14 protein-coding genes are annotated in these 20676 nt (G+C 42.3%); 9 read left to right on the top strand and 5 right to left on the bottom strand.

All coding sequences use genetic code 11. The features are described 5' to 3' along the window. Window positions 1-24: 24 nt before the first annotated feature. From CYLST_RS03590 to CYLST_RS03605, 4 genes are all read left to right on the top strand, one after another. Entirely contained in the window at window positions 25-627 is a 603-nt protein-coding gene (locus tag CYLST_RS03590; RefSeq protein WP_015206339.1) for a C-phycocyanin alpha-cysteine-84 phycocyanobilin lyase subunit CpcF, read from the top strand. 37 nt (window positions 628-664) lie between these two features. Then, window positions 665-1504 (top strand): phycobilisome rod-core linker protein CpcG1, encoded by an 840-nt coding sequence (locus CYLST_RS03595; RefSeq protein WP_015206340.1) that lies wholly within the window; start codon window positions 665-667, stop codon window positions 1502-1504. Between the two features lie 73 nt (window positions 1505-1577). Then, window positions 1578-2321 (top strand): phycobilisome rod-core linker protein CpcG2, encoded by a 744-nt coding sequence (locus CYLST_RS03600; protein ID WP_015206341.1) that lies wholly within the window; start codon window positions 1578-1580, stop codon window positions 2319-2321. 152 nt (window positions 2322-2473) lie between these two features. Further along, window positions 2474-3241, top strand: coding sequence for a phycobilisome rod-core linker protein CpcG4 (locus CYLST_RS03605; RefSeq protein ID WP_015206342.1), 768 nt, complete (start codon window positions 2474-2476; stop codon window positions 3239-3241). 288 nt (window positions 3242-3529) lie between these two features. On the opposite strand, the gene CYLST_RS03610 is transcribed toward CYLST_RS03605, so the two are convergent. After that, a complete protein-coding gene (locus tag CYLST_RS03610) occupies window positions 3530-6190 on the bottom strand; it encodes a CHAT domain-containing protein (RefSeq protein WP_015206343.1) in 2661 nt (886 codons plus the stop codon). A 494-nt stretch (window positions 6191-6684) separates the two neighbouring features. On the opposite strand from CYLST_RS03610, the gene CYLST_RS03615 reads away from it, so the two are divergent. Beyond that, the gene (locus CYLST_RS03615) at window positions 6685-7434 is read left to right on the top strand and encodes a DUF6345 domain-containing protein (protein ID WP_015206344.1); all 750 of its coding nucleotides are present in this window, start codon (window positions 6685-6687) and stop codon (window positions 7432-7434) included. A gap of 90 nt (window positions 7435-7524) precedes the next feature. Continuing rightward, window positions 7525-8364: a hypothetical protein gene (locus tag CYLST_RS03620; protein WP_157162524.1), complete on the top strand. Its 840-nt coding sequence runs from the start codon at window positions 7525-7527 to the stop codon at window positions 8362-8364. A gap of 519 nt (window positions 8365-8883) precedes the next feature. Here the strand turns inward: CYLST_RS03620 and CYLST_RS03625 are convergent. The 3 genes from CYLST_RS03625 to CYLST_RS03635 form a co-directional block, all read right to left on the bottom strand. Beyond that, on the bottom strand, window positions 8884-11232 hold the full coding sequence (locus CYLST_RS03625) for a CHASE2 domain-containing protein (RefSeq protein WP_015206346.1): 2349 nt from the start codon (window positions 11230-11232) through the stop codon (window positions 8884-8886). Between the two features lie 132 nt (window positions 11233-11364). Continuing rightward, a complete protein-coding gene (locus tag CYLST_RS03630) occupies window positions 11365-12540 on the bottom strand; it encodes a DUF1822 family protein (protein ID WP_015206347.1) in 1176 nt (391 codons plus the stop codon). Between the two features lie 10 nt (window positions 12541-12550). Next, window positions 12551-13783 carry a sigma-70 family RNA polymerase sigma factor gene (locus CYLST_RS03635; protein ID WP_015206348.1) on the bottom strand — a complete coding sequence of 411 codons (1233 nt, stop codon included), beginning with the start codon at window positions 13781-13783 and terminating at the stop codon, window positions 12551-12553. A gap of 307 nt (window positions 13784-14090) precedes the next feature. Between CYLST_RS03635 and CYLST_RS03640 the strand changes: the two genes are divergently transcribed. The 3 genes from CYLST_RS03640 (at window position 14091) to CYLST_RS03650 (ending at window position 17957) form a co-directional block, all read left to right on the top strand. Continuing rightward, window positions 14091-14513, top strand: coding sequence for a hypothetical protein (locus CYLST_RS03640; protein WP_015206349.1), 423 nt, complete (start codon window positions 14091-14093; stop codon window positions 14511-14513). Window positions 14514-14856: 343 nt separating this feature from the next. Further along, window positions 14857-15168, top strand: a complete 312-nt coding sequence (locus CYLST_RS03645) for a hypothetical protein (RefSeq protein ID WP_015206350.1) — start codon at window positions 14857-14859, stop codon at window positions 15166-15168. Window positions 15169-15674: 506 nt separating this feature from the next. Beyond that, window positions 15675-17957, top strand: coding sequence for a two-partner secretion domain-containing protein (locus CYLST_RS03650; protein WP_015206351.1), 2283 nt, complete (start codon window positions 15675-15677; stop codon window positions 17955-17957). A gap of 10 nt (window positions 17958-17967) precedes the next feature. Here CYLST_RS03650 and CYLST_RS03655 read toward each other — a convergent pair whose 3' ends face one another. After that, the gene (locus tag CYLST_RS03655) at window positions 17968-20259 is read right to left on the bottom strand and encodes a response regulator (protein ID WP_015206352.1); all 2292 of its coding nucleotides are present in this window, start codon (window positions 20257-20259) and stop codon (window positions 17968-17970) included. Window positions 20260-20676: the final 417 nt, after the last annotated feature.

Consider the following 20676-nt stretch of genomic DNA (forward strand, 5'->3'; position numbering starts at 1 on the left):
CTATTGACTATTGACCACTGACTAATGACTGATGAACTAATTCGGGCCGTCGCCCTTGCAGATACACCAGCGCGAATGGTGACAGCAGTGCAAAACTTGGCAGCAGCCAGAGATCCAGCGGCAATTCCCACCTTAATAGCCGTGTTTGGTTATAACAACCCAGAGGCGGCGATAGTGGCAGTAGCGGCACTGACAGAGTTTGGAGAAAAAGCAGTACCACAACTGCTCGCCCAAATAGATGATTATAACTATGGCGCACGGGCTTATTCGATTCGTACCTTAGCGGCGATCGCTGACCCCCGTGCACTAGATGTTTTAATCAGTGCCGCTGCTACAGACTTTGCCCCCAGTGTCCGCCGTGCCGCTGCTAAAGGACTAGGAAACTTACACTGGCATAAGTTGGGTTTTCCGGAAAGCCAAATAGCGCCACAGCAAGCTTTGGAAACACTGCTGTTCATTTCTCAAGACTCAGACTGGTCGATTCGTTATGCCGCTGTCGTTGGTTTGCAAAGCTTGGCCAAGATAGGCGAATTGCAACAGCCCATCCGGGATAGACTCAAAGAAATGCTGGCAACTGATGCCGAAAAGGCAGTCCGTGCCCGCGTCCAATTGGCTCAAAGCCAATAAATTGTTTTATATACCATAAAACAAGGTAAAAGTAAAGATGTCAATACCACTGCTACAATATTCACCCAGCACACAAAATCAGCGTGTAGAAGGCTACGAAGTCCCTAACGAAGACACGCCAACGATTTATCGCTCGACCGCCGCTACCTCAGATGCAGACATTGATGCCATCATCTGGGCAGGATATCGGCAAATTTTCAGCGAACACTTGATTATCAAGAGCAATCGCCAACTCGGTCTGGAATCTCAACTGCGAAATCGGGCGATTAACGTCCGGGATTTTATCCGGGGATTGGGCAAGTCGGAAGTTTACCGTACCCAGGTAGCAGACACCAACTCCAACTATCGCTTAGTTGATATCACCTTAAAGCGGTTTTTGGGACGCGCTGCTTACAACAAAGCCGAGGAAATTGCCTGGTCAATTGTGATTGGTACAAAAGGGTTACATGGCTTCATTGACGCTCTGTTAGACTCTGACGAGTACCTGGAAAACTTTGGCGATGACATCGTACCTTTCCAACGCCGTCGCTTTGGAGACCGCCCCTTTAACTTAGCTAACCCCCGTTATGCTGGATACTGGCGCGATCGCCTAACTCTCCAATACCTGGGAGGTCGTTCCTTCTACAACGCCCGCACCTCAGGGGATTTGACTACAGAAGATATTCGGCGGGCAATTCCAGCCAATTTTATGGCAATGGCAGGAAACATCATCACCGGCGAACGCAATTACCAGCGAACCATCGCCTCAGTTACCTCCCAAATCAAAAATCTAGAGATTCCCAACACCTCCCGCGAAGCAACTACCCCGCAACCAACCGTCAAACCCACGCCAGTTGCCTTGCCTTATCGTTACCTTCCTGGAAGCCGGACAACGTAGGGAATAGTCATTTAGTCATTAGTCATTAGCAATAACACTAATGACGAATAACAACTTATAACACCCCTGAACTATGTCAATCCCTTTACTAGAATACAAACCCAGTTCCCAAAACCAGCGCGTCCCTGGTTACGAAGTTCCTAACGAAGATACCCCCAGAGCTTACCGCATAGAAGACTATGCTTTTGGTGGGGAAGTCCAAGAATTAATTTGGGCTGCCTATCGGCAAGTTTTTAGCGAACACGTTATCCTAAAATTCTACCGCCAGGGAAATTTAGAATCCCAATTGAAGAATAAAGCAATTACCGTGCGTGACTTCATTCGGGGTTTAGCTAAATCTGAGGCGTTCCAGAGTTTGGTGATTAAGACAAACTCCAACTACCGCCTAGTGGAACTTGCCCTGAAGCGGCTTTTAGGTCGTGCCCCTTACAATAAAGAAGAAGAAATTGCTTGGTCAATCAAGATTGCTACTCTCGGTTGGGGTGGTTTTGTTGATACATTGCTAGATTCTGAGGAGTATCAAACCAACTTTGGTGAGAATATAGTTCCCTTCCAACGGCGGCGCTATAAAGATCGACCCTTTAATCTGGTGACACCTCGCTACGGCAACTACTGGCGCGATAAGCTAGAAAGTCAGCGTTATAAGGAAGGCGATATCAAGAACTTCTTGGAATTAGCTAGTTCCATTGAGATCAAGACACTTGTCTTTACAAGAGTTAACACTGCAAACATCCAAATTCCTAACACCACAAGGGAAACGAAGCCAACAGGTATTCCCGTTTCCATCAATAGCAGTGCTAATTTCCCTGTACGCTAAATCGGCGAAATTAGTTAGGAACTAGTTCTGGCTACTAACCTAATGCGGGACAATAAATAAAACATGAATTGAGTTGTTTGAGAAATCAAGCCTCGTTCAGTTTTCACTAGCTAGCTCTTTGTTTAATTTGTTAATAAGAGGAACAACGCAGCATGGCACTGCCATTACTTGAATACAAACCAAGCAGTCAGAATCACCGGGTCAAGAGCTTCGGCGTTGCTGACCAAAATGAAAATACACCGTACATCTACAGAACTGAAGATGTTAGTTCTTACACTGACATTCAGAACATAATTTGGGCTGGTTATCGCCAAATTTTTAGCGAACATGAAATTCTCAAGTTTAACCGCCAAGGGACTCTAGAATCTCAACTGAAAAATGGCTCTCTGTCTGTGCGGGACTTCATTAGAGGTTTAGCTAAATCTGAGGCTTTCTATCGTTTAGTTGTCTCTGTTAACAACAACTACCGTTTAGTAGACATCACTCTCAAGCGGTTGTTGGGTCGTTCGTCTTACAACAAAGACGAAGAAATTGCCTGGTCAATTGTGATTGGCACCAAGGGTTTTAGCGGCTTTGTTGATGCCATCATCGACAGCGAAGAGTACACCCAAAGCTTTGGCGACAATACCGTACCCTATCAGCGCAAGCGCTTAGAAGGTCGTCCCTTTAATTTGGTAACTCCTCGCTATGGCGAAGACTTCCAAGAAAAAGAAGGTACCGTCAAGACCGACTGGCGCTTCACCGTGGAGAAATTCTACAGCCGCAAGGCTCAAGAAAAGCGATTGCCAGAAGGCGACCCTCGCAAGTACTTGGATGCAGCAGCCGATCTCGCTGGCAAAGGTAACTACGCGCAGAAACTATCTGCATTTGATATTGATTATCTCAGTGCAGTGCCTTACCGTGGTGGTAGCAGACGCTAGAATTCAAAGTCTGATTGCCAATAATTTTATACTGGGTCTGGTTTTTGCGTTGATGTGACGACAGGTTTGCAGGTTTTCTGTTAGCTAGGCGTTATGTTAAGTGGAAACTAGACCCAGTTGTTTTTTATATAGCAATTCTATCTAATTTGTAGAATTTATTTTGTTGCTGGAGTTTAGACTAAACTTCAGTAAGTTGGTAAATGAGTGGTTCAGAGGAATCGGGCATTTGGTCATCTTACCGCGTTGTTTACCCCATCTCCCCCGAAAAAATCGCTCTCCTGGGTTAGATCACAGCCAATTGCCCACTATTACGTAAGGTGACCACTGAGAAGGACGGCTGTAATTATCAACCTTGAGCATCTTAATTTGGGCTTGACGTAATGCTTCTGCTTTTGTGACTTTGCTAGTAATTAATTGATGATAAAATTCACTAATTAAAAAAGTAGTGGAGTCATCATTAATGTTCCATAGCGAAGCTAGCGTACTTCGTGCGCCTGCTTTAATTGCAACCCCTGCTAATCCCAATGTGGCACGGTTGTCTCCGGTTGCCGTCTCGCAAGCACTAAGCACTAGTAATTCCACAGGTTCAGTAATATTTTCACTTCGACTCTTAAGCAAGGTATCTAGTTCGTCAACATAAATACGCTTATCATAGGCCAAAATGAAAGTTTCTTTGGCTTTTGAACTAAATTTTCCGTGAGTTGCTAGGTGAACTATTCTATAAGGCTTGTCATTAATTGTTTTACCTAATTTTGTACTGATAAAATTTTTATTAAAAAGTGTAGTAGTCTTAATTCCTAATCTTTGAATTTGATTTAGTTCATTTTTGACATTAGGAAGTGGTGCAAATTTCTCGTTTTCAGGTATTTCTGAAAGTCCGCCAATCAATGCAGTAGAATATACTGTTTTAAAAGTTTGTGGGCTAAATATTTGTAACCCGGGACTGAGAGCAATTGCATATTTTTCAATTAAATATCGTTTGCCATCATACAAAATAGCCATTGGAATATTCCGCAAAAACCCATCAGGAATAAATACTAAAGTATTGACACCACTACTGTTTAACTCGACTTCATATGGTTGAATTAACCAATTATAAAGTTTTTGGGAGAGGGCTTTAACTTTCTTAGTTCTTTCGGGTTGAACAATGTCTGTTCGCAATTGCATTACGACTTGCTCAATCTCCTTACCGCTGACTACAGCAGTTTTATGGATTAAAGGTTTGTTGGGCAGTTTGAGGATAACTTCTAACTGATTCTCCAGGATAAGTGGGTAAAAGATAGCAGTGTTGGGATTGTCTCTGTCTACAACTTTGTCTATCGCCACAAATTGGTTATTTATGCAAGCTTCCCGAAAGAAGTTATCTAACTCGGCAACTTGTAGTGCTTCAATCAGCTTGCGGGCTTTATCTAAGTCCGGTTTGCCTTCTCCTTTTTCTTGAAACAAAAGTTCTACTGACTGGCGGTAGATAGGTTCAACACTATCACGGAAATTAAATTGCACATCGCGGTTTACGGCGACTAAGTCACTGCGTAGAGACTGAAGGGTAGCAATAGCAGCATCATAGAATGTGATCGCGTCCTGTAATTTCCCCTGTGTTTTCAATAATCTTCCCAACTGCCACTGCCAAAGATAAGCTGCATCTGAAGCTTCTAATTCTTGAGCAATCAATAATGCTTTCTCTGTCAATTCCTGAGCTTCTCGCCATTGCTTGGTTTCCTCATATACTTCTCCTAAGCTACCAAGGGCGTAGGATTGGGCTAGCCTATCCTTGATACTTTGTGCCTGTTGCCAACTTTGAGCCAGTATCCGGGCAATATATTGAGCAGAAATAATGTTCCTACTATTACGGGCAAAATTAATCTCCGCGTAGATACTGCTACGGTTGACAGGTAAACTTGCAAGTTGCGATTGGATAATAGGGAGAAGTGCTTTGGCCTCTGCGATTTTTTCCATATCCACCAGCAAGCTAAGTTGATTGATCTGCGCTTGAACTTTTGCTAGGGGGTTCGGTGCAATTTCAGCCGCTTTTTGATAATGTGCGATCGCCTTTTCAAAATCACCCTTGACTCTCAGCGTGTTACCTAAGCTAAACTCTCCAGCACTAATATCTTGGGGTAATTGCAGTTTTCGAGCGATATTAATACTGGCTTGTAGCGTTTCCTGAGATTTTTCTAAATCGCTCGACAGTTGTAGTGCATTACCCAGGGAACGTAAAGCCGCAACTTTCATCAGCGAGTCAGGTTGGTTTTGTAAGTGTTTATTCGCTACTTCTAATGTATCCAATGCACGGCGGTAGAAACCTAAAAACCGTAAAGCTTGAGCTTGATTAATTTTGCTGCGAGTTACACCAATATTATTTCCGAGTTGCTGCCAAAATTTTTCTCCTTGCTGGTAAGTTGCTAAAGATAGTTCAGTCCTGCCTAATTCCAGTTGTAGTCCCGCTTGAATATCCAAGGTTTGTGCCAAAACTTCCACAAATTTTGAGTTTTGGTTATTGACTTTTAACTTTTGTTCTTTGGCATCCCAACTCAACAAATTTAAGCTTATATTAATAGCATTTTCGGCATCTTTAAATGAACCGAGTTGCTGATATACCAGTGCCAGATTGCTTAAAGATACTGCTTGATGGATATAGTCTTTTTGTGATTCATAGAAACGGACAGCTTGTTGCAAAACTGCTACCGCTTCTTTAAACTTTCCCACATGATAAAAACTTTCTCCTTGCTCAATTAACTGTTCTGGTATGGCGATTGCAGAGTGAATAATAGAAATATTTGTGGCTGGTTGTTGAGCAAAAGTTATAGGAATCAAAGTTATGTACAATGCCAGAGTAAATAACAATATAGAACTTGTTATGATTCGTTTTTGATGACGTAAATTCAAAAAAATAAATTCCCATCTGTTTAGAAGCAAAAAAAAGGTGATTTTTTTAAATAAATTAGACATAATTATAAATGTATACTTTGCAGTCAATGATAGATTTGTATAATATCATTTCCTGAAAAGCCTGATAGAAATAAAGCCTTTAAAATAAAATTCCGGTCCGTAATGGATTTAACTTGAGCGCATATCATGCTATTTAACTGTTTTTGTACAGCTTGTGGTTGGTTATCAAGTTCATGTGACTGAGATGGCTTCTGCTTCCTAATTGCTCTCTACCATCACTCAACAGTTATTGCTGTTGCTATGGGGTGGAATAACCACAGCAACACATCTTGCTGCCTACTTTCGCCAAAATCACTCTTTCAAGCTAGAACTGATGTGATAAATCACACAATGAGGGCATGGAAATCTCTCTTCTCTAGCCCCTAGCCCCTAGCCTCTAGTCTCTATTTTCAAGACAAAAATTGTAATTCATCTTCCCTGCTTCTTCTCGATTCTCCCCTAAATTAAAAACCATCAAACCAAAAACAAATCTCTTGAAGGAGAAGGAGGATCTAATGGCCAAATTTGGCATAGAAGGCATTCGATCTTTTAGCAATGCGCGTGCTGCGGGCGTCAGCACTGCGGGGGACTTAACCTACACATTCAATATATGCAACGGTTTCGACAGTAAGCTGCGTTCAGCTGGTCACACGCGCTCTTTTTACTTTGCCAATACAGATTGTTGGGAAACTGACATCCGTGATTCAGATAAAGGTGGCGACGATGTGAATTGGGTGGACAATGTAGATATTTTCTGGATTAGCACTCATGGCAATCATACGTCCGATGGACAAGCCAGGCTGCTTTACGACATCCCCCGTAAGAACTGGCGTACCTTTTCAGGTCAGTGGCAGCTCGGCGAGAACTGGAACGCTGAATGGGTAATGGCCTTTTCTTGCGAAACCGTTGACCGCAACAACGTCTCTGGGCTTTGGAATATCTTTGCTGGGATGCATATTTATTGCGGTGCTTGGGGAAAGATGTATGACGGCATTACCACTGACGAATGTGGTGAAGATGTGGCTGAAAACCTCATAAATGGTCACACAATCTCCGAAGCCTGGATCGATGGTGTGTCCGATTGGTGGGTAGACAACCACCCAATCACGGTCTGCGTGGGCGACGCGGACACCTGGAATGGTGGCAACATCAAATGGGAGCGCAGCTACCTGAATCGAGACCACCTCTGGGGACACGGCAATGTCGATCCAGATTTGCCACCAGCTAAACAATCCTGCATTTTATGTCGTTGGGCGGAGGGTTAAACCATGAGCGATGATCGGATATTGATTGAGAAAATAGCTAGCAGCGTGGAGGGCGTATCCTCGATCCCTTCGCGTGCTGAGATCCTTGAGGTGCGGCAGCACTCTCTTGACGACATAGAACAACGGGCTAAACGTTTCCTAAATATAGCTGCCGAGGCATTTAGCTTACCCATAGACCGTCGTGATTTGTCTGTAGAGAATGACCGGACGCTTATCCGCTTGCCGCTTGGGGCGCAGTTAACAGCCTATCATGCTTCCGGCGCGATTCAGCTCGTCACCGGACTCAATCCAATGGAGTCGCTTTTCGAGGATGTTGAGGAGCGAGAAAGGCTACTAGAACTGGTTAAAGGAACCACAAGTCGCTTAAACATCCGCGAGTGGGTAGGGAAAAACGAGTCCCTGAACTTTGAGCAGTTGTGGCAAATCAAGGCTGCTGCTGCCGACCAGAAAGGTCAGACAGTCAAACCAGTACTTTGCCGAGTGGTTGGAGCCTATCGTCACTTTGTAGGTGAGTTACCGATATTGGGCGCAGCTTCGGTAGCTGTCAAGCTAGCTAACAAAGGAACACTTGACTCTTTAACGGTTCAGGTGCGTGAGACTATCGACCAGGTAATCGACCGAGTAGAAATCCTTCCACCAGAACAGGCAGCCCGTCAGATATTCCTACAGTTAAGCTCTCGGATGGGTGAATCGAAGATCCCAATCAGCAATATCGCTGCCCCCAAGTGGATGCGTTTCGGCTACCTGAGTCTGACAAAGCGTAAAGCCCAACGTTTGCTGGCACCAGTTTATCTCGCCGCCATCGAGATTGAAGGGCAGGAAGAGGCGCAGGCGTATTTATTTGCCACCCCAGCAACTGAGAAAACGTACCTGCCCCTTTCCACCGAAGGCAGTGAGCCACCCACAGTTGCCGTGCGCCGTGCCGCATAGCCAGCTTTAACATCTTCTCCAAGGTTAGAAGATATCTGCAAATAAGTGCGGTTTTCCAAAACATTGCTCAACAATGTTTTGGAGGAGTCCAGAATTGCTAGTCTTCAGGAAGGATTAATTGCATCTTCATAAAGAAATAGTATCGTTGCTTCTGCAAACAGTTCTTATGATGGTGATGATGCCTAAAACATTGTCAATCGGTTATCTAATGGCAATAGCATTCAAATTGAAAAGTGTTTTAAGGCAAGAGATTCCAACCTACAATATTGGGAGAAAATAGTCGATGCCGTTGCTTCTGTTTGCCAAGCTTTAAATTAAAGCTTTCTGTTATGCAGTAGACACAACTTGGCATCAATTTTTTTAGGAGAGCGATTTTTTTCGCTCTCCTATTTTAAGGGTAAAGAAACGAACCACGTTCGCGCAGCGTTTCGCAGAGAAGGACGCAAAGAGCGCGGAGAAATAAGGAAATAAGAGAACTAAAATAGTTGCTTTACCTAGCAAACTTAACTTGATAGACTACTAGATATTTAGTCTCAATACTAACATTGTTCCACTCGCAAGGATAACGGAAAAAGCAGAGGGCACCAAAGGCAGCCACGCTCCTTGGAATAAAAAAATAGCAGTACAAACTCCGTATAAAACTATGATAGTAATAGCTAGTGAGCATATTTTTCCTAAATGCGATCGCACTGACCAAACAACCAAGCTACTAACTAAACTCCAACCCCAAATCCAAAAAATATCACCCCAATAAGGCAGCACCCAAAATACAGTTCTTTTATCTAAAACAGCACTAATAATTTGACTAGTCATATGTGCTTGAATCAATACCCCTGGAGTTTCTTGATAAGGTTGCTGTGACAGACTATAGGGTGTAGGAAAAGTATCTCTTAAGCTTTGGGCTGTGACTCCAATGAAAATGACTTTATCTTTGATAGCTTCAGGTTTAACTCGATTGCTCAACACATCTTCAACACTAACTTGCTCAAAATTAGCGCTGCGATAATTAATTAGTATTTGATTACCACCTAAACTGATGCCTTGTTGGTACGCTCCGCTCCCGCCTGATTTTAATCGTTGAAACTTTGTTACACCACTCACAGATTTAAAAATTACCGCATCATTTGTAAAGTCATGTTGAATATCTTCTAAAAATAAGTAGCGTGCAGCTAGTTGTAGGCTAAGAGAGAACGGGGTAGTGCAAACAGAAGAAGGTTCTTGCTTCATCATTAAAACTTGACGGCGAACTATCCCGTCTGGGTCTCGTACTCCATCAGTAAAGCCTTGACGATCAACAGGAACTCCCGCAGGAGGTTTAATACCTTGGGGGTCATGTTCGCTATCTTTACCTTTGCAAACAACAACTACATTCCCTTGGTTTAACTGTGTTGTCAATTCTGACTGTTTTGATTTATTGGGTGAGTCTGGAATATCTCTATAGATATCTATGCCAATAATTCGTGGCTGATATTGTTGGATTTTTTTAATTAATTTGGCTAAGGAAGAATCAGATATTGATTTTAGTCCCCGTGTCGGCTCTAATAAAGTTTGAATATCTTTTTCATTGACTTCCACAACTAACAATCTCGAATCTTGTTCTTCTTGAGGACGTAGTCTCAATATATGATCAAAAGCTAGTAATTCTTGGATCTGCAAAATTCCCAAATATCTTAAACCAATAATTAAAGCAGAGGCAATACTAGCAATAAAACATACAGCTACAATTTTCTGCCAAATACTAGATACTTCATTGCTAGGAGAATTAAAACTACCACTACCACATAGTTCTTGCCAGGTTACAGGCATTATTGTTGGATTTTGGCAGATTACTGGTAACCAACTAGCACAGAGGAAATCCTTTTCCCATCCTTGGAGTCTTTCCCTTGCTTCTCGTACTGCTAAATAAAAAAGCTTGCCACCAGCAAAGGCAACAAGAAAGTTTTTTAAGAATTCTTGCGCCACCAAATCTGGTACTGGTTCGCGCATGAAAATCACTTGGGGAATATTTAAATCTGCTAGATTTCGTGCTAAACCTATACCATCACAGGAATTGAAAATAGCAATTTTTAACCCTCGTGAAATTGCCTGTTGTAGGGCGTTTTTTAATTGAGGGATTGCTAAACTCTCAGTTTGATTAATATAAATTTTCCCCGTCTCACCATCCGCTTGACTGGAACTGTGTCCAGCAAAAAATAGGATATCCCAATCCTGATTCCACAAATGTTGGTCAACTTCTTTGCGTGTTGGTTCTACTAAAAACTCTGTCTCGGCGTCTTTTAATCCTTGTAGCAGAGTCCGGTCTTTGTCAATATCAATACCTTCGCTATTACCCAAAATAGCCAAAATTTTTACCTTACCTGTTTGCAATTTAGCTTGGGTTGGAGAAAATCCATACTCATGAGGAGCTAATGCTACTTCTGCATAGCGATAATCCTCAAAAAAATTCCACAGATGCCAAGGAAGTCGCTGAAGTAAAGGGATATTAGTTTCAAAAATTACTCGAATTGCATCATCTCTGTTAAGTAGTGTCCGTAACTGTTGCACTACATTTTGGAATGGTTCAGAATTTAACCATCTATTGATATGTTCTTGTAGTTGTTGACATATTTCGCCGAATTCACTCACAGAGACATTGGTAATTTCTTGCGGATAAATTTTAATCCGCGATCGCCAACTCAGGCGCTGATGAAGTGCCTCGTAAAGCAGCTGCCACCGACGATATAATTCGGGTAGTTCTGGTACTGGTGGCAGACTACTGGTAAATTTCATCGGGTACAGCCTACTACTATCCGAAACTTGGGCAGTAACTGCGGGAAACCCTTGATTTAAATCGCCTGCCAACAAGCTAAAGACGACTAGTTTATCCATTACTGCATTTGTTAGTTCTTGGTAGTTGGTTACCTTATGTTAATTATTACACAGTATTCACTAAACTAATGCACAAATTAATTTGTGTTTAATATTACATATTCTTCACTAAACTAATAAGGAATAACTAGGTTAAACTATAAAATTTTCTGTTATTTGAAAGTTATTTAGTTCGACTTGAATATTAAAAGTTACCCCTGTTTCCACGTCAAAGCGCAACATTTGCACAAAATTATCCTGACTTCTCGCCTGCACTTCTTGTAGCACCTGCCGATCTTCTGAGCGCAAAACCAGCTTAATATTTGCAGGTAAATAAAATTCTTGCCCAGCCGGATGCAACTGTACCCGTACACTAATAAATTGCCTATCTATATCAGGTACAAGTGCAATTACTAAGACTACGGAAGTTGATTGCAGTTGCATTCCTAAGTCGATGAGTTTAGCTTGCCTGATAGTGGCATCCTTCATTCCGAAGTAATTTCTCAGTCCTAAAGCATTGTTGTCACTTCTTAACTCAAAAACCGCCTCCAAAGTCTGCCAACCTGGGGAAAAAATGCCCTTTAACCATTGAGTGAGATTAATTTTGGTTATCCCTTGTCGGTGTTGATACAGGCTTTGTCGTGACTGTTCGGTTTCTAAAAGCGCCCCCCAAACTGCAAATGGCACGGCCAGTCTGGGAAATGTGACGGAAGGAGTACCCAAGCGTTGCACAAGATTTTCTGCTTGAGTTTGTGGTAATTGTGGTAATGAGGCGATCGCTTTTTTGGTTTGTGCTTCTCGACAATATTGGTAAGTTAAAAAGAAAGCACTAATATCTTTTGTGATCTGCCGTGCATCTAAACAGTAGGTACGGTCAACGGGGTCATAGTTACCTGGCGATTTTAATTCCTGATGGGTTGTGTAACCCCAGACGCGCACCCACTCTTGATTATTTGTAATTTGTACTGCTAAATAATAATCTGCTGCCCAACTGGGAATATCCACCCATTCCTGGGGTACTTCTAATTCCTTGTGGTCAATGGCCTCACTAGGAACTAGCAAGACTTTTTGCTCGCCAAAACATATGCCTACTCCATTGACAAACTCCCAAAAACTAGGTATACCAGCACTGCTGAACCAAACTGCGGCATCGGAAACATATTCATTTTTAACCCAGGTTATAAAAACATCAAGGCAGATTTGATTGATATAGGCACACCAGCGACTGTGAGGAGTTCCATAAATCTGGCTGTTTTGCCAAGACTGCGATCGCACAGAGGGCACTACCTCTAACAGCAATTCCGTTGGTTCTGTAAAAGTTAATGTCATATATAATACCTCAAACTGATGAAATTCTCAAGCCAGATTGAGCATAATTAATGTTCAACCATTCTTCTAAAGCAGCACTCATCTCTTTTATTTGGTTGGCATTTACAGAAATATTCTCTGTTTCTCTACGCCAATTTAGTAAAGCTGCCAGCAATGAATCTCTCCCTTTGAGTAACCGACGACAAACAGTAGGTTGGCTGATCTTCAACTCTTGGATAATTTGCTGCTGAGTCATTCCCTGTTGGTAGTAAAGGTCAAAGATGGTTTGAGATTGCTGATCTAGCTGTCCAAAAGCTGACACCAATACTTGATTCATCTGAGATAGTTGATTTTTGCGCTCTTGAGCTTCTTCTTGGGCGATAATTTGCGCTATTAACGATTCAGATAACGGGTCTTTGATCTCAAACTCCTGGCTGGTATCTTCCTCTTGGTTGTAGATATTGATAGAGGCAACACTTGGGTAAAGATAAGCACGCAGGTAAATAGCAGTTTTGGTCAGCCGTTCCTCTATCACCTCTGGACTGCACTCTGAACCGGGAGGATTTAGTTGGCTGTGTCGTTCACTATTGTAAAGATTGGCTATATCTGCCCAAAGTTGCCGATTTGGTTCTGGCAGCTTTTGAGTTCCATCTGGTTGGTTTTGTAGATACAGCATCCCAAAACAAGTCCAAGCTAGGCGATATTGGGATATCTGCGTGGGAGATAAGCCTGCATTATCCAGCGCTTCCAAAACTAATTTTTTACTTACCTTGCGTAACAAACCCCAGTTAGTACAAATATCGGCTTCCTTGCCTTGGCGGAGAATATCTTTTAATCGGCTGGGAAATGCTATGCTGGCATAGGTTTTTAGACTAGAGTTTTTTTCAGGGTTATATCCTTCTAGAATTTTTTCAAGCTCGGCAATCCCCATTTGAAAATAATCAGCCAACCCGTACTGGTTGATATTAAATCGAGCCAGTATTTTTCCGGCAGCCCAATAACAGGTTTCCTGTAAATAGGCTGATAAATGTTGTTTGGCAAGGTTGCTTAATTTAGGATTCAACCGCCATACCTTATACCAATATAGTGACCAAAAATATCCTGTAACGGCAGGCTCTACCAAATGTTTAGTATCTGGAGAATTTTGCAAATAACGCTCCATACTGCGGCGCAATCTGACATCTGTCAACCATTTGCTAAACTTATCATTTTCCAACTGGGCGAAGGTAGAGAAAGTTTCAACAATTTCCTGACGAGGACGCATAAGTAATTTAAATATAGAACGCAAATTTAGATGTCGCTACTTCCTGAATTCTCACTTCTAAAAGCTGTTAAAGGCTTGAATTCAGACACTGACACTTATCAAGCGTACCACTCGGCTTTACTCAAAAAAATATACATAACAGAGAACCTGAAAAATTTTCCCAAATAGGAATTTTTCCTAGTTATTCCCGATTGCTCTCTAATCTGAAAATTATCGAGTCAAGGAAAGGTAGCAAACCCCAGGAAAAACTTGGAAGCACCAGTCTCAGTACTAGTTTATCAAAAAGTACATAAATTTCAGGAAAAATATGACATTACCACGTAGAGTAATTATCAATACCAACGCTTACGGTGTCGACGATAAAAATATTGTAGCAAATCAAACAATATCTAGAAGCACCACGCAAACGTTGATTCTGAACAATACCGATGTAGTCAAGCTTTCGCCATTTGTTATAGGTTGGGGCGGTGAATGCCGTTTTGAGCTTAAACTCGCTTTGCAAGTTTTATCAGATAAAACACAGGTTAGATTATTTGGAGAAGCTCTTTTATTTGAAGGAACTAGTGAAAAGACATCTGATTTGGATGGAAAGCTCGTAATTGACGAAATAATTCCTAGTACAAAGACAGGAAATATAAAAATCCAAAAGCGAGTCAATAATACAGACGAAGGCGGCGACTACGTAGATTTCAATTTTGTAGTTGACAATATTACCGTTCCTGTTGATTAAGGACACGCTAGTACCGCTACGCAGAATTTTAACTTCAATACCTAGATACTTTGTTGCTATTTCGACTGTTTTGTAGATGCGTAGCGGTTTCCCACAAGATACGGTAGCTTTATCTCCTCAGCCCTCTACTAGTGTTCTTTGCCTTGCCCTGAAGATGATATATAATCAATAACCTAGAAATTTATTCTAAACCGGAGTCAATCTTCCCTAGTTCTTCCCGATTGTCCTCTAATCTGAAAACTATAGAGCCAAGAGATGGCAACCAACCCCAGACAAAGTTTGGCAGCACCAAGCTCAATACAATTTTAATAACTTTATCTCAATACTAAAGAGACAAAAAAACATGGTTCCTACAAACTTCCAGCCTAAAACTACCAATTCTCAAGCACGCCAACAACTATTAGAAGAGCTTCAGCAAGTAATTGATGGGATGTTAAGAAAATATGACTTCACCCAAGTGGTTCAAAAGTACAAACTATCAAAAGAAGAAGTCATTCAAATTCAGTGTAGTATCAATATCATAAAAACTCAGGTTAATGAGTCTGATACTAGAAAAGCTGATAGTTACAAGAAGAAGGATATACCATCCTATTGTACCAATCACACTTGCTTGGACTCGAATGGTGAGGAAATCAAGTGCCCTGAAAATCATTGATGATGGATAGGAATGTTTCCTTTATAGCTATGAAGTCAAAACATTGAGAGTAAACTGAATACACCCTTTAGTTTATTCCCTAACAATATAGAGACTTTGCCTACAAAGTCTCTATATTTAATTTTTTAAAATATTAATAAAATGGATGACAGTTGACATACAACTGCTAATTATAGCTATATGTTATTACCTAGAATACAGATTCTAGGTAGAGACACAAAATGTTTGTGCCTCTACTTATTTATTTTTAATAAATGCTCTTAACTCTAGTATGGAGCAAGAGACAGATTACAAATTTATATTTAGTCTACCTCAGTACAATGGAATTCAAGATCATCAAGATAGACACAGAGCAGCTTATCTAACGAAAAATTTTCATATGCTTTACTGTACTCTGCTAAACTCAGTATAACATGACGCAACATGCGTTGCGTGAGTTTTAAATAAGATGCAGCGTCAATATTGGTCAATAACTGTCACTTCTTTATAGAGGTGTTATTTTTAGTATGATTAATCATTGTGGTTTGGTTAAAGGGCTAGGATTTGTCATAGGGAGTGCAATCAATTTCTCTACAAATTGTGCTGTTGCCCAAATCCTCCCAGATACGACTCTACCTACTAATTCCCAAGTGATAACGCAAGAAAATATTACGACAATTACAGGTGGAACACTAGCAGGTAGTAATCTGTTCCATAGTTTTGAGCAGTTTTCTGTACCTGATAAAGGTATAGCTGAATTTCAATATATTGGGCAGGTTCAGAATATTATTAGCCGGGTAACGGGTAATTCTATTTCCCATATATATGGCACGCTGAAAGCTGACGGTATCAACCTGTTTCTGATAAATCCCAACGGTATTGTGTTTGGCCCGAATGCTTCTTTACAAATTGGTGGTTCATTTGTAGCGAGTACGGCAAGTAGTGTCAACTTTGAGGATGGGACAAAGTTTAGTACTACAGAACCCCAAACCACACCCCTGCTGACAGTTAGTGTTCCCATTGGCTTACAATTCGGAGCCACCGCTGCTCCTATCCGCAATGAATCCCAGGTTGGCCTTCAGGTGGAACCAAGCAAAACCTTGGCACTTCTAGGCGGTGATGTCACGCTAGAAGGGGGAAATTTAACAGCACCGTCAGGAAGGATTGAACTAGGCAGTGTTGCAGCCAATAGTCTAGTCAAACTAACATCAACTGACCAAAGCTGGAATTTAGGATATGAAGGGGTGCAGAATTTCCAGAACATTCAACTCATCGAGCGAATTTCTGACGATTCTAAAATTCCATCGGTTGTCAATACTAATGGTCCAGATGGCGGCAGTATCCAGGTGCAAGGCAAGGAAGTGCTACTCAGTGGTCATAATGTTTTCTTGCGTAGTGTGACTCGAGTTGGAATTGGCAAGGACATAACAATTACAGCTGAGAAGCTAATCGTTGAGAATGGTGCAAGAATATCCAATAATTCCATAGGCACGGGTAGTGCAGGAAATCTGACCGTAAATGCCTCTGAGTCTGTGGAACTAATTGGTAGCACTACTGAGCAAGGTGGCTTAACTGGATTGTTTAGTATAACTGGTAGTACGGGAAACGCTGGTAACATTACAATCAAGACGAGAAAGTTGCGTATCCAAGATGAGGCAAGGTTATCAGCAGAGTCTAGTGCAGTGAGTGACTCCAACACGAGATTAGTATTAGCTGAAGGAAACGCAGGAAATATAACAGTGAATGCCTTAGAGTCGGTAGAATTAGCCGGAAAGGGACAATTGTTCGCTTCAACCTTATATAAGGGAGATGCAGGAATAGTGAACATCACTACAGGGAAATTGATTGTCCGTGATGGCGCTCTAATAAATGTGGGCGTTGCTGCAAACGACCTAAAAACTACAAGTAATCTAGCAACCCCAGGGCAAATAAATGTAACGGCTCGCTCCATACTTTTGGATAATGGAGGAGTACTTCAAGCTGGAAGTAGCTCAGGTCCGGGCGGAAATATCACGCTACAAGTTCAAGATTTATTACTGATGCGCCGCGAAAGTCAAATATCTGCAAGTGCAGGCGCAGCAAACGCTCCTGGCAATGGTGGGAATATTACTATCAATGCACCTAATGGCTTCGTTGTCGCTGCTCCCTTAGAAAATAACGATATCACAGCTAATGCTTTCTCTGGCTCTGGCGGTAAGATCACAATCGACACTCAGAAAATCTTTGGGTTTGTGCTACGTACTGGTGAAGAGTTAGAGAGACTGTTAAAACCTAAAGAGCCAAAAAAACTAGACTCAAGTGGGCTACCAACAAATGACATCACGGTGTTTTCTCAGGAAAACCGTTCATTAAGTGGCACTATAGAAATTAACACAGCAGATGTTGATCCTAGTAAAGGATTGATCGAACTACCTATTAATCTGGTTGATGTTTCCCAGCAAATCGCTACTGACTGCAATCCTGGTGGGAAACTAGGAAAGGGTTCATTTATTGCTACTGGGCGTGGAGGTATAGCACCCAGCCCTAGAGAGCCATTGATGAGTAATGATGTTGTACGGGCAGATTGGCTCAAGCTAGGGTCAGAGCGTGAGAATCGAGCTGGTGATGTCCAGAACAGGGTGGTTATTCAGCAGCAGCGCCACGCAGAAGATAACACACAGAAAGCTGAGTTTGCCAATAGCCCCACTGCAATTGTCGAAGCCCAAGGGTGGGTGATTGATACTAATGGTAATGTGGTTCTAGTCGCTCAAGCCCCAACGGTGACACCTCATAGCCCTTCGCTTGCCTCTCCATCTTGTGCTGTTAATTAGGACAATTTGTTTACTGAAAGTTTTGCAGCATCACCAATTGATACAGTGATTGTAGGGTTTTGCCATCGTTGGGATACTCAGCTATGCCAAAATTAAATTTCACATCAAAGCGATCGCCATTCGGTGCAGTGAAGACTTGCTGCCGCAGGGTAGTCAAAAATTCATTGAGGCGATCGCTTACCTGTTGTTTCGTTAACCCAGGAATGCCGACCACAAACTCCCCATTTCCCCAGTAGCCCAACGCCTCTGCACCGCGAAAAGCAGTCTGAAACAAGCGACCCCAGCGTTGTAGAATTTGGTTGCCTGCGACATGACCATATTGAATATTGAGCGATCTCAACTCTGCCATACTAAATACTGCCAGACAGAAACAAGATGCAGTGTCAATCAGTTCCTCTAAGTCCCGACTGGATTGGAGTTGATTTGGTAATCCAGTCAACAGGTCTTTAGTAGAGAGTGTCTGGAGCATACGGCTACGCTCTAAACGATTGGTGATGCGAGTTAACAATTCTGGCCCAACCACTGGCTTAGTTACATAGTCATCTGCCCCAGTAGCAAACACCTGCTGAATAATTTGGCGATCGCTACTAGCAGTTAGAAACACAATCGGCAAACCCTGCCACTGGGGATCTGTACGGACTGCTTGACACAATTCAATCCCACTAAGTTGGGGCATATTCACATCCAAAATTAACAAATCAGGAGCCACAGACCGCAACACTTCCCAGAACCGTAGAGGGTTATCTAACGCCGTCATCCGCATTCCCCAAGGTTCCAGCATCGAACGCAATGCTGCCAAAAAAACAGGGTCATCATCCACTACCAGCACTTTCACTATTTGGGAATGGGTACGTTGTAATAACTGTCTTGCCATAGCCCAAACTTGCCCGCCTGTCACAGGTCTAACTAAAAATCCCTGTCCGCCAGCACGAGCTACCGTCACTCGATCCAACAGCCCATCTGCCGAGGCCAGCACTACTACCGGTATTGGCGGAGTCCGAGCCGCTAGCTCAGATAGTAATGCCAGACTATCTTCCTGCACTCCCACCATATCCACAGCCAACACCACCAAATCCGGCGAGTGAGACTGAAGCCAGGTTTTGGCTAGCTCTAACGTTGTCAAGAGTTGCCAACTCAGGTTGAGCGCCAGCGCTTGTTCTTGTAATTCTCGACTGAGATTTTCGTCAGTGTCAATCAACAACAATCGAGAAGTCGCTGAAGACAGGGCCATCTTTGACTCGGCTGGTTCCAATAGCTCAGTTAATTTCTTGACTAAATCTAAAAATTGGCGCTCCTGATTTGGTTGCAAAGCCTGATTTTCTAACAAAATCTGTTCAATTTCTCTTGCCCATAAGGTTCCAGTTTCCCGTTCAAACATCCCCAAAACACCAGCCAACTTATGTGCAGCTTCCCCAGCATTCTGGCGTAATTCTGGGGATAGCGTCCCTATCTGTACTGCTTTAGCTGCTGCTTGCACAGATGCTAGACGTTGAGCCATTAATCCCTGATACTGCTGCCACAGTTGACTTATTCCCTGCTGGAATTGCTGCTCAAGGGAGGGTGAGGAAGATGAGGGAAGTGAGGAAATAACACTAATTCCCCCCTCTGCGTCCCTAGTCCCCTGCACCCCTACACCCATCTTCAACCGATACCCCAAGCCGTAAACATTCTCAATCCAGTCTGCGGCTCCTACAGCCTTGAGTTTTTGCCGCAAACCTTTAATATGTGCCTTGACACTCTCCTCCAAAGGGGGGTCGTCATACGTCCAGAGAAGCTCGACCAGTTGCCCCCGACTAAATACCCGTGACGGGTTCCGCAAAAAAATTTCTAACAAGCTGTATTCTTTGGGAGTTAGTGCCAGAGATTTCTCGTCATAGGTTACCAAACAACTTTGAGGATCTAAACGCAGATTGCCTACCTTGAGCACAGTTGTGGGAGAAACCCGGCCGCGCCGCAGTAATGCTCGTGACCTTGCTTTGAGTTCTTCCAATTTCAGAGGTTTAATTAAATAGTCGTCTGCACCCGCGTCTAGTCCGCGAATGATCTCAGTACTAGCATCTCTGGCAGTGATTAGTAAGATGGGAACCGAGCATCTGTCTGCACGTAAACGCTGGCATAAAGTAATCCCATCAATTTTGGGGAGTCCCACATCCATAACGATGAGGTCGTAGTTGGTGTTTTGAGCATATTCCCAACCAGTTTGACCATCCCGTGCCGTATCTACCGCGTATTGTTGACTTTTAAAAGATTGCAGCAGTAACGGCAGTAAAACTTCATCATCTTCAATCAACAAAATTCGCATTTTAGATTTAATTTAGATTAAATATTGACCAAATGATTCGTCTTTATTCGCGCCAGAACCGCTTAACTCACATTTTCAAATAAAACCTGGAAACTATATTTTGAGAACTCATTGATGCCACGGCAAATATATTCATATCCGCTTATTTTATTTAGTCTCTAGAGTGGTTATAAATAAGCCTACAGCAGTCCTAAATCATTTATTAGAATATTTAAGGATTCAGATATTACCTGCATCTCTACAAACTTTCTCTAATAAATATTTTCCTGTGTTAGCCGCCAATTTATTTAATAAAAATGATATCAAGCCTATCTTTCCGTGCCTTATTGCGAATCAGGTTATGTGAATAAGATGGAGTAAATTCTGAAACTGTCTCTGTGACTGGTATTAAAACACATAAATTCTTACAAAAAAATA

The sequence above is a fragment of the Cylindrospermum stagnale PCC 7417 genome (assembly GCF_000317535.1).
In the GTDB taxonomy this organism is placed as follows: domain Bacteria; phylum Cyanobacteriota; class Cyanobacteriia; order Cyanobacteriales; family Nostocaceae; genus Cylindrospermum; species Cylindrospermum stagnale.

What these genes read in the sequence shown, in the direction of transcription:
- CYLST_RS03590 (WP_015206339.1), top strand. Translation starts at nt 25, where the DNA reads ATGACTGATGAACTAATTCGGGCCGTCGCCCTTGCAGATACACCAGCG.
- CYLST_RS03595 (WP_015206340.1), top strand. Translation starts at nt 665, where the DNA reads ATGTCAATACCACTGCTACAATATTCACCCAGCACACAAAATCAGCGT.
- CYLST_RS03600 (WP_015206341.1), top strand. Translation starts at nt 1,578, where the DNA reads ATGTCAATCCCTTTACTAGAATACAAACCCAGTTCCCAAAACCAGCGC.
- CYLST_RS03605 (WP_015206342.1), top strand. Translation starts at nt 2,474, where the DNA reads ATGGCACTGCCATTACTTGAATACAAACCAAGCAGTCAGAATCACCGG.
- CYLST_RS03610 (WP_015206343.1), bottom strand. Translation starts at nt 6,190, where the DNA reads ATGTCTAATTTATTTAAAAAAATCACCTTTTTTTTGCTTCTAAACAGA.
- CYLST_RS03615 (WP_015206344.1), top strand. Translation starts at nt 6,685, where the DNA reads ATGGCCAAATTTGGCATAGAAGGCATTCGATCTTTTAGCAATGCGCGT.
- CYLST_RS03625 (WP_015206346.1), bottom strand. Translation starts at nt 11,232, where the DNA reads ATGGATAAACTAGTCGTCTTTAGCTTGTTGGCAGGCGATTTAAATCAA.
- CYLST_RS03630 (WP_015206347.1), bottom strand. Translation starts at nt 12,540, where the DNA reads ATGACATTAACTTTTACAGAACCAACGGAATTGCTGTTAGAGGTAGTG.
- CYLST_RS03635 (WP_015206348.1), bottom strand. Translation starts at nt 13,783, where the DNA reads ATGCGTCCTCGTCAGGAAATTGTTGAAACTTTCTCTACCTTCGCCCAG.
- CYLST_RS03640 (WP_015206349.1), top strand. Translation starts at nt 14,091, where the DNA reads ATGACATTACCACGTAGAGTAATTATCAATACCAACGCTTACGGTGTC.
- CYLST_RS03645 (WP_015206350.1), top strand. Translation starts at nt 14,857, where the DNA reads ATGGTTCCTACAAACTTCCAGCCTAAAACTACCAATTCTCAAGCACGC.
- CYLST_RS03650 (WP_015206351.1), top strand. Translation starts at nt 15,675, where the DNA reads ATGATTAATCATTGTGGTTTGGTTAAAGGGCTAGGATTTGTCATAGGG.
- CYLST_RS03655 (WP_015206352.1), bottom strand. Translation starts at nt 20,259, where the DNA reads ATGCGAATTTTGTTGATTGAAGATGATGAAGTTTTACTGCCGTTACTG.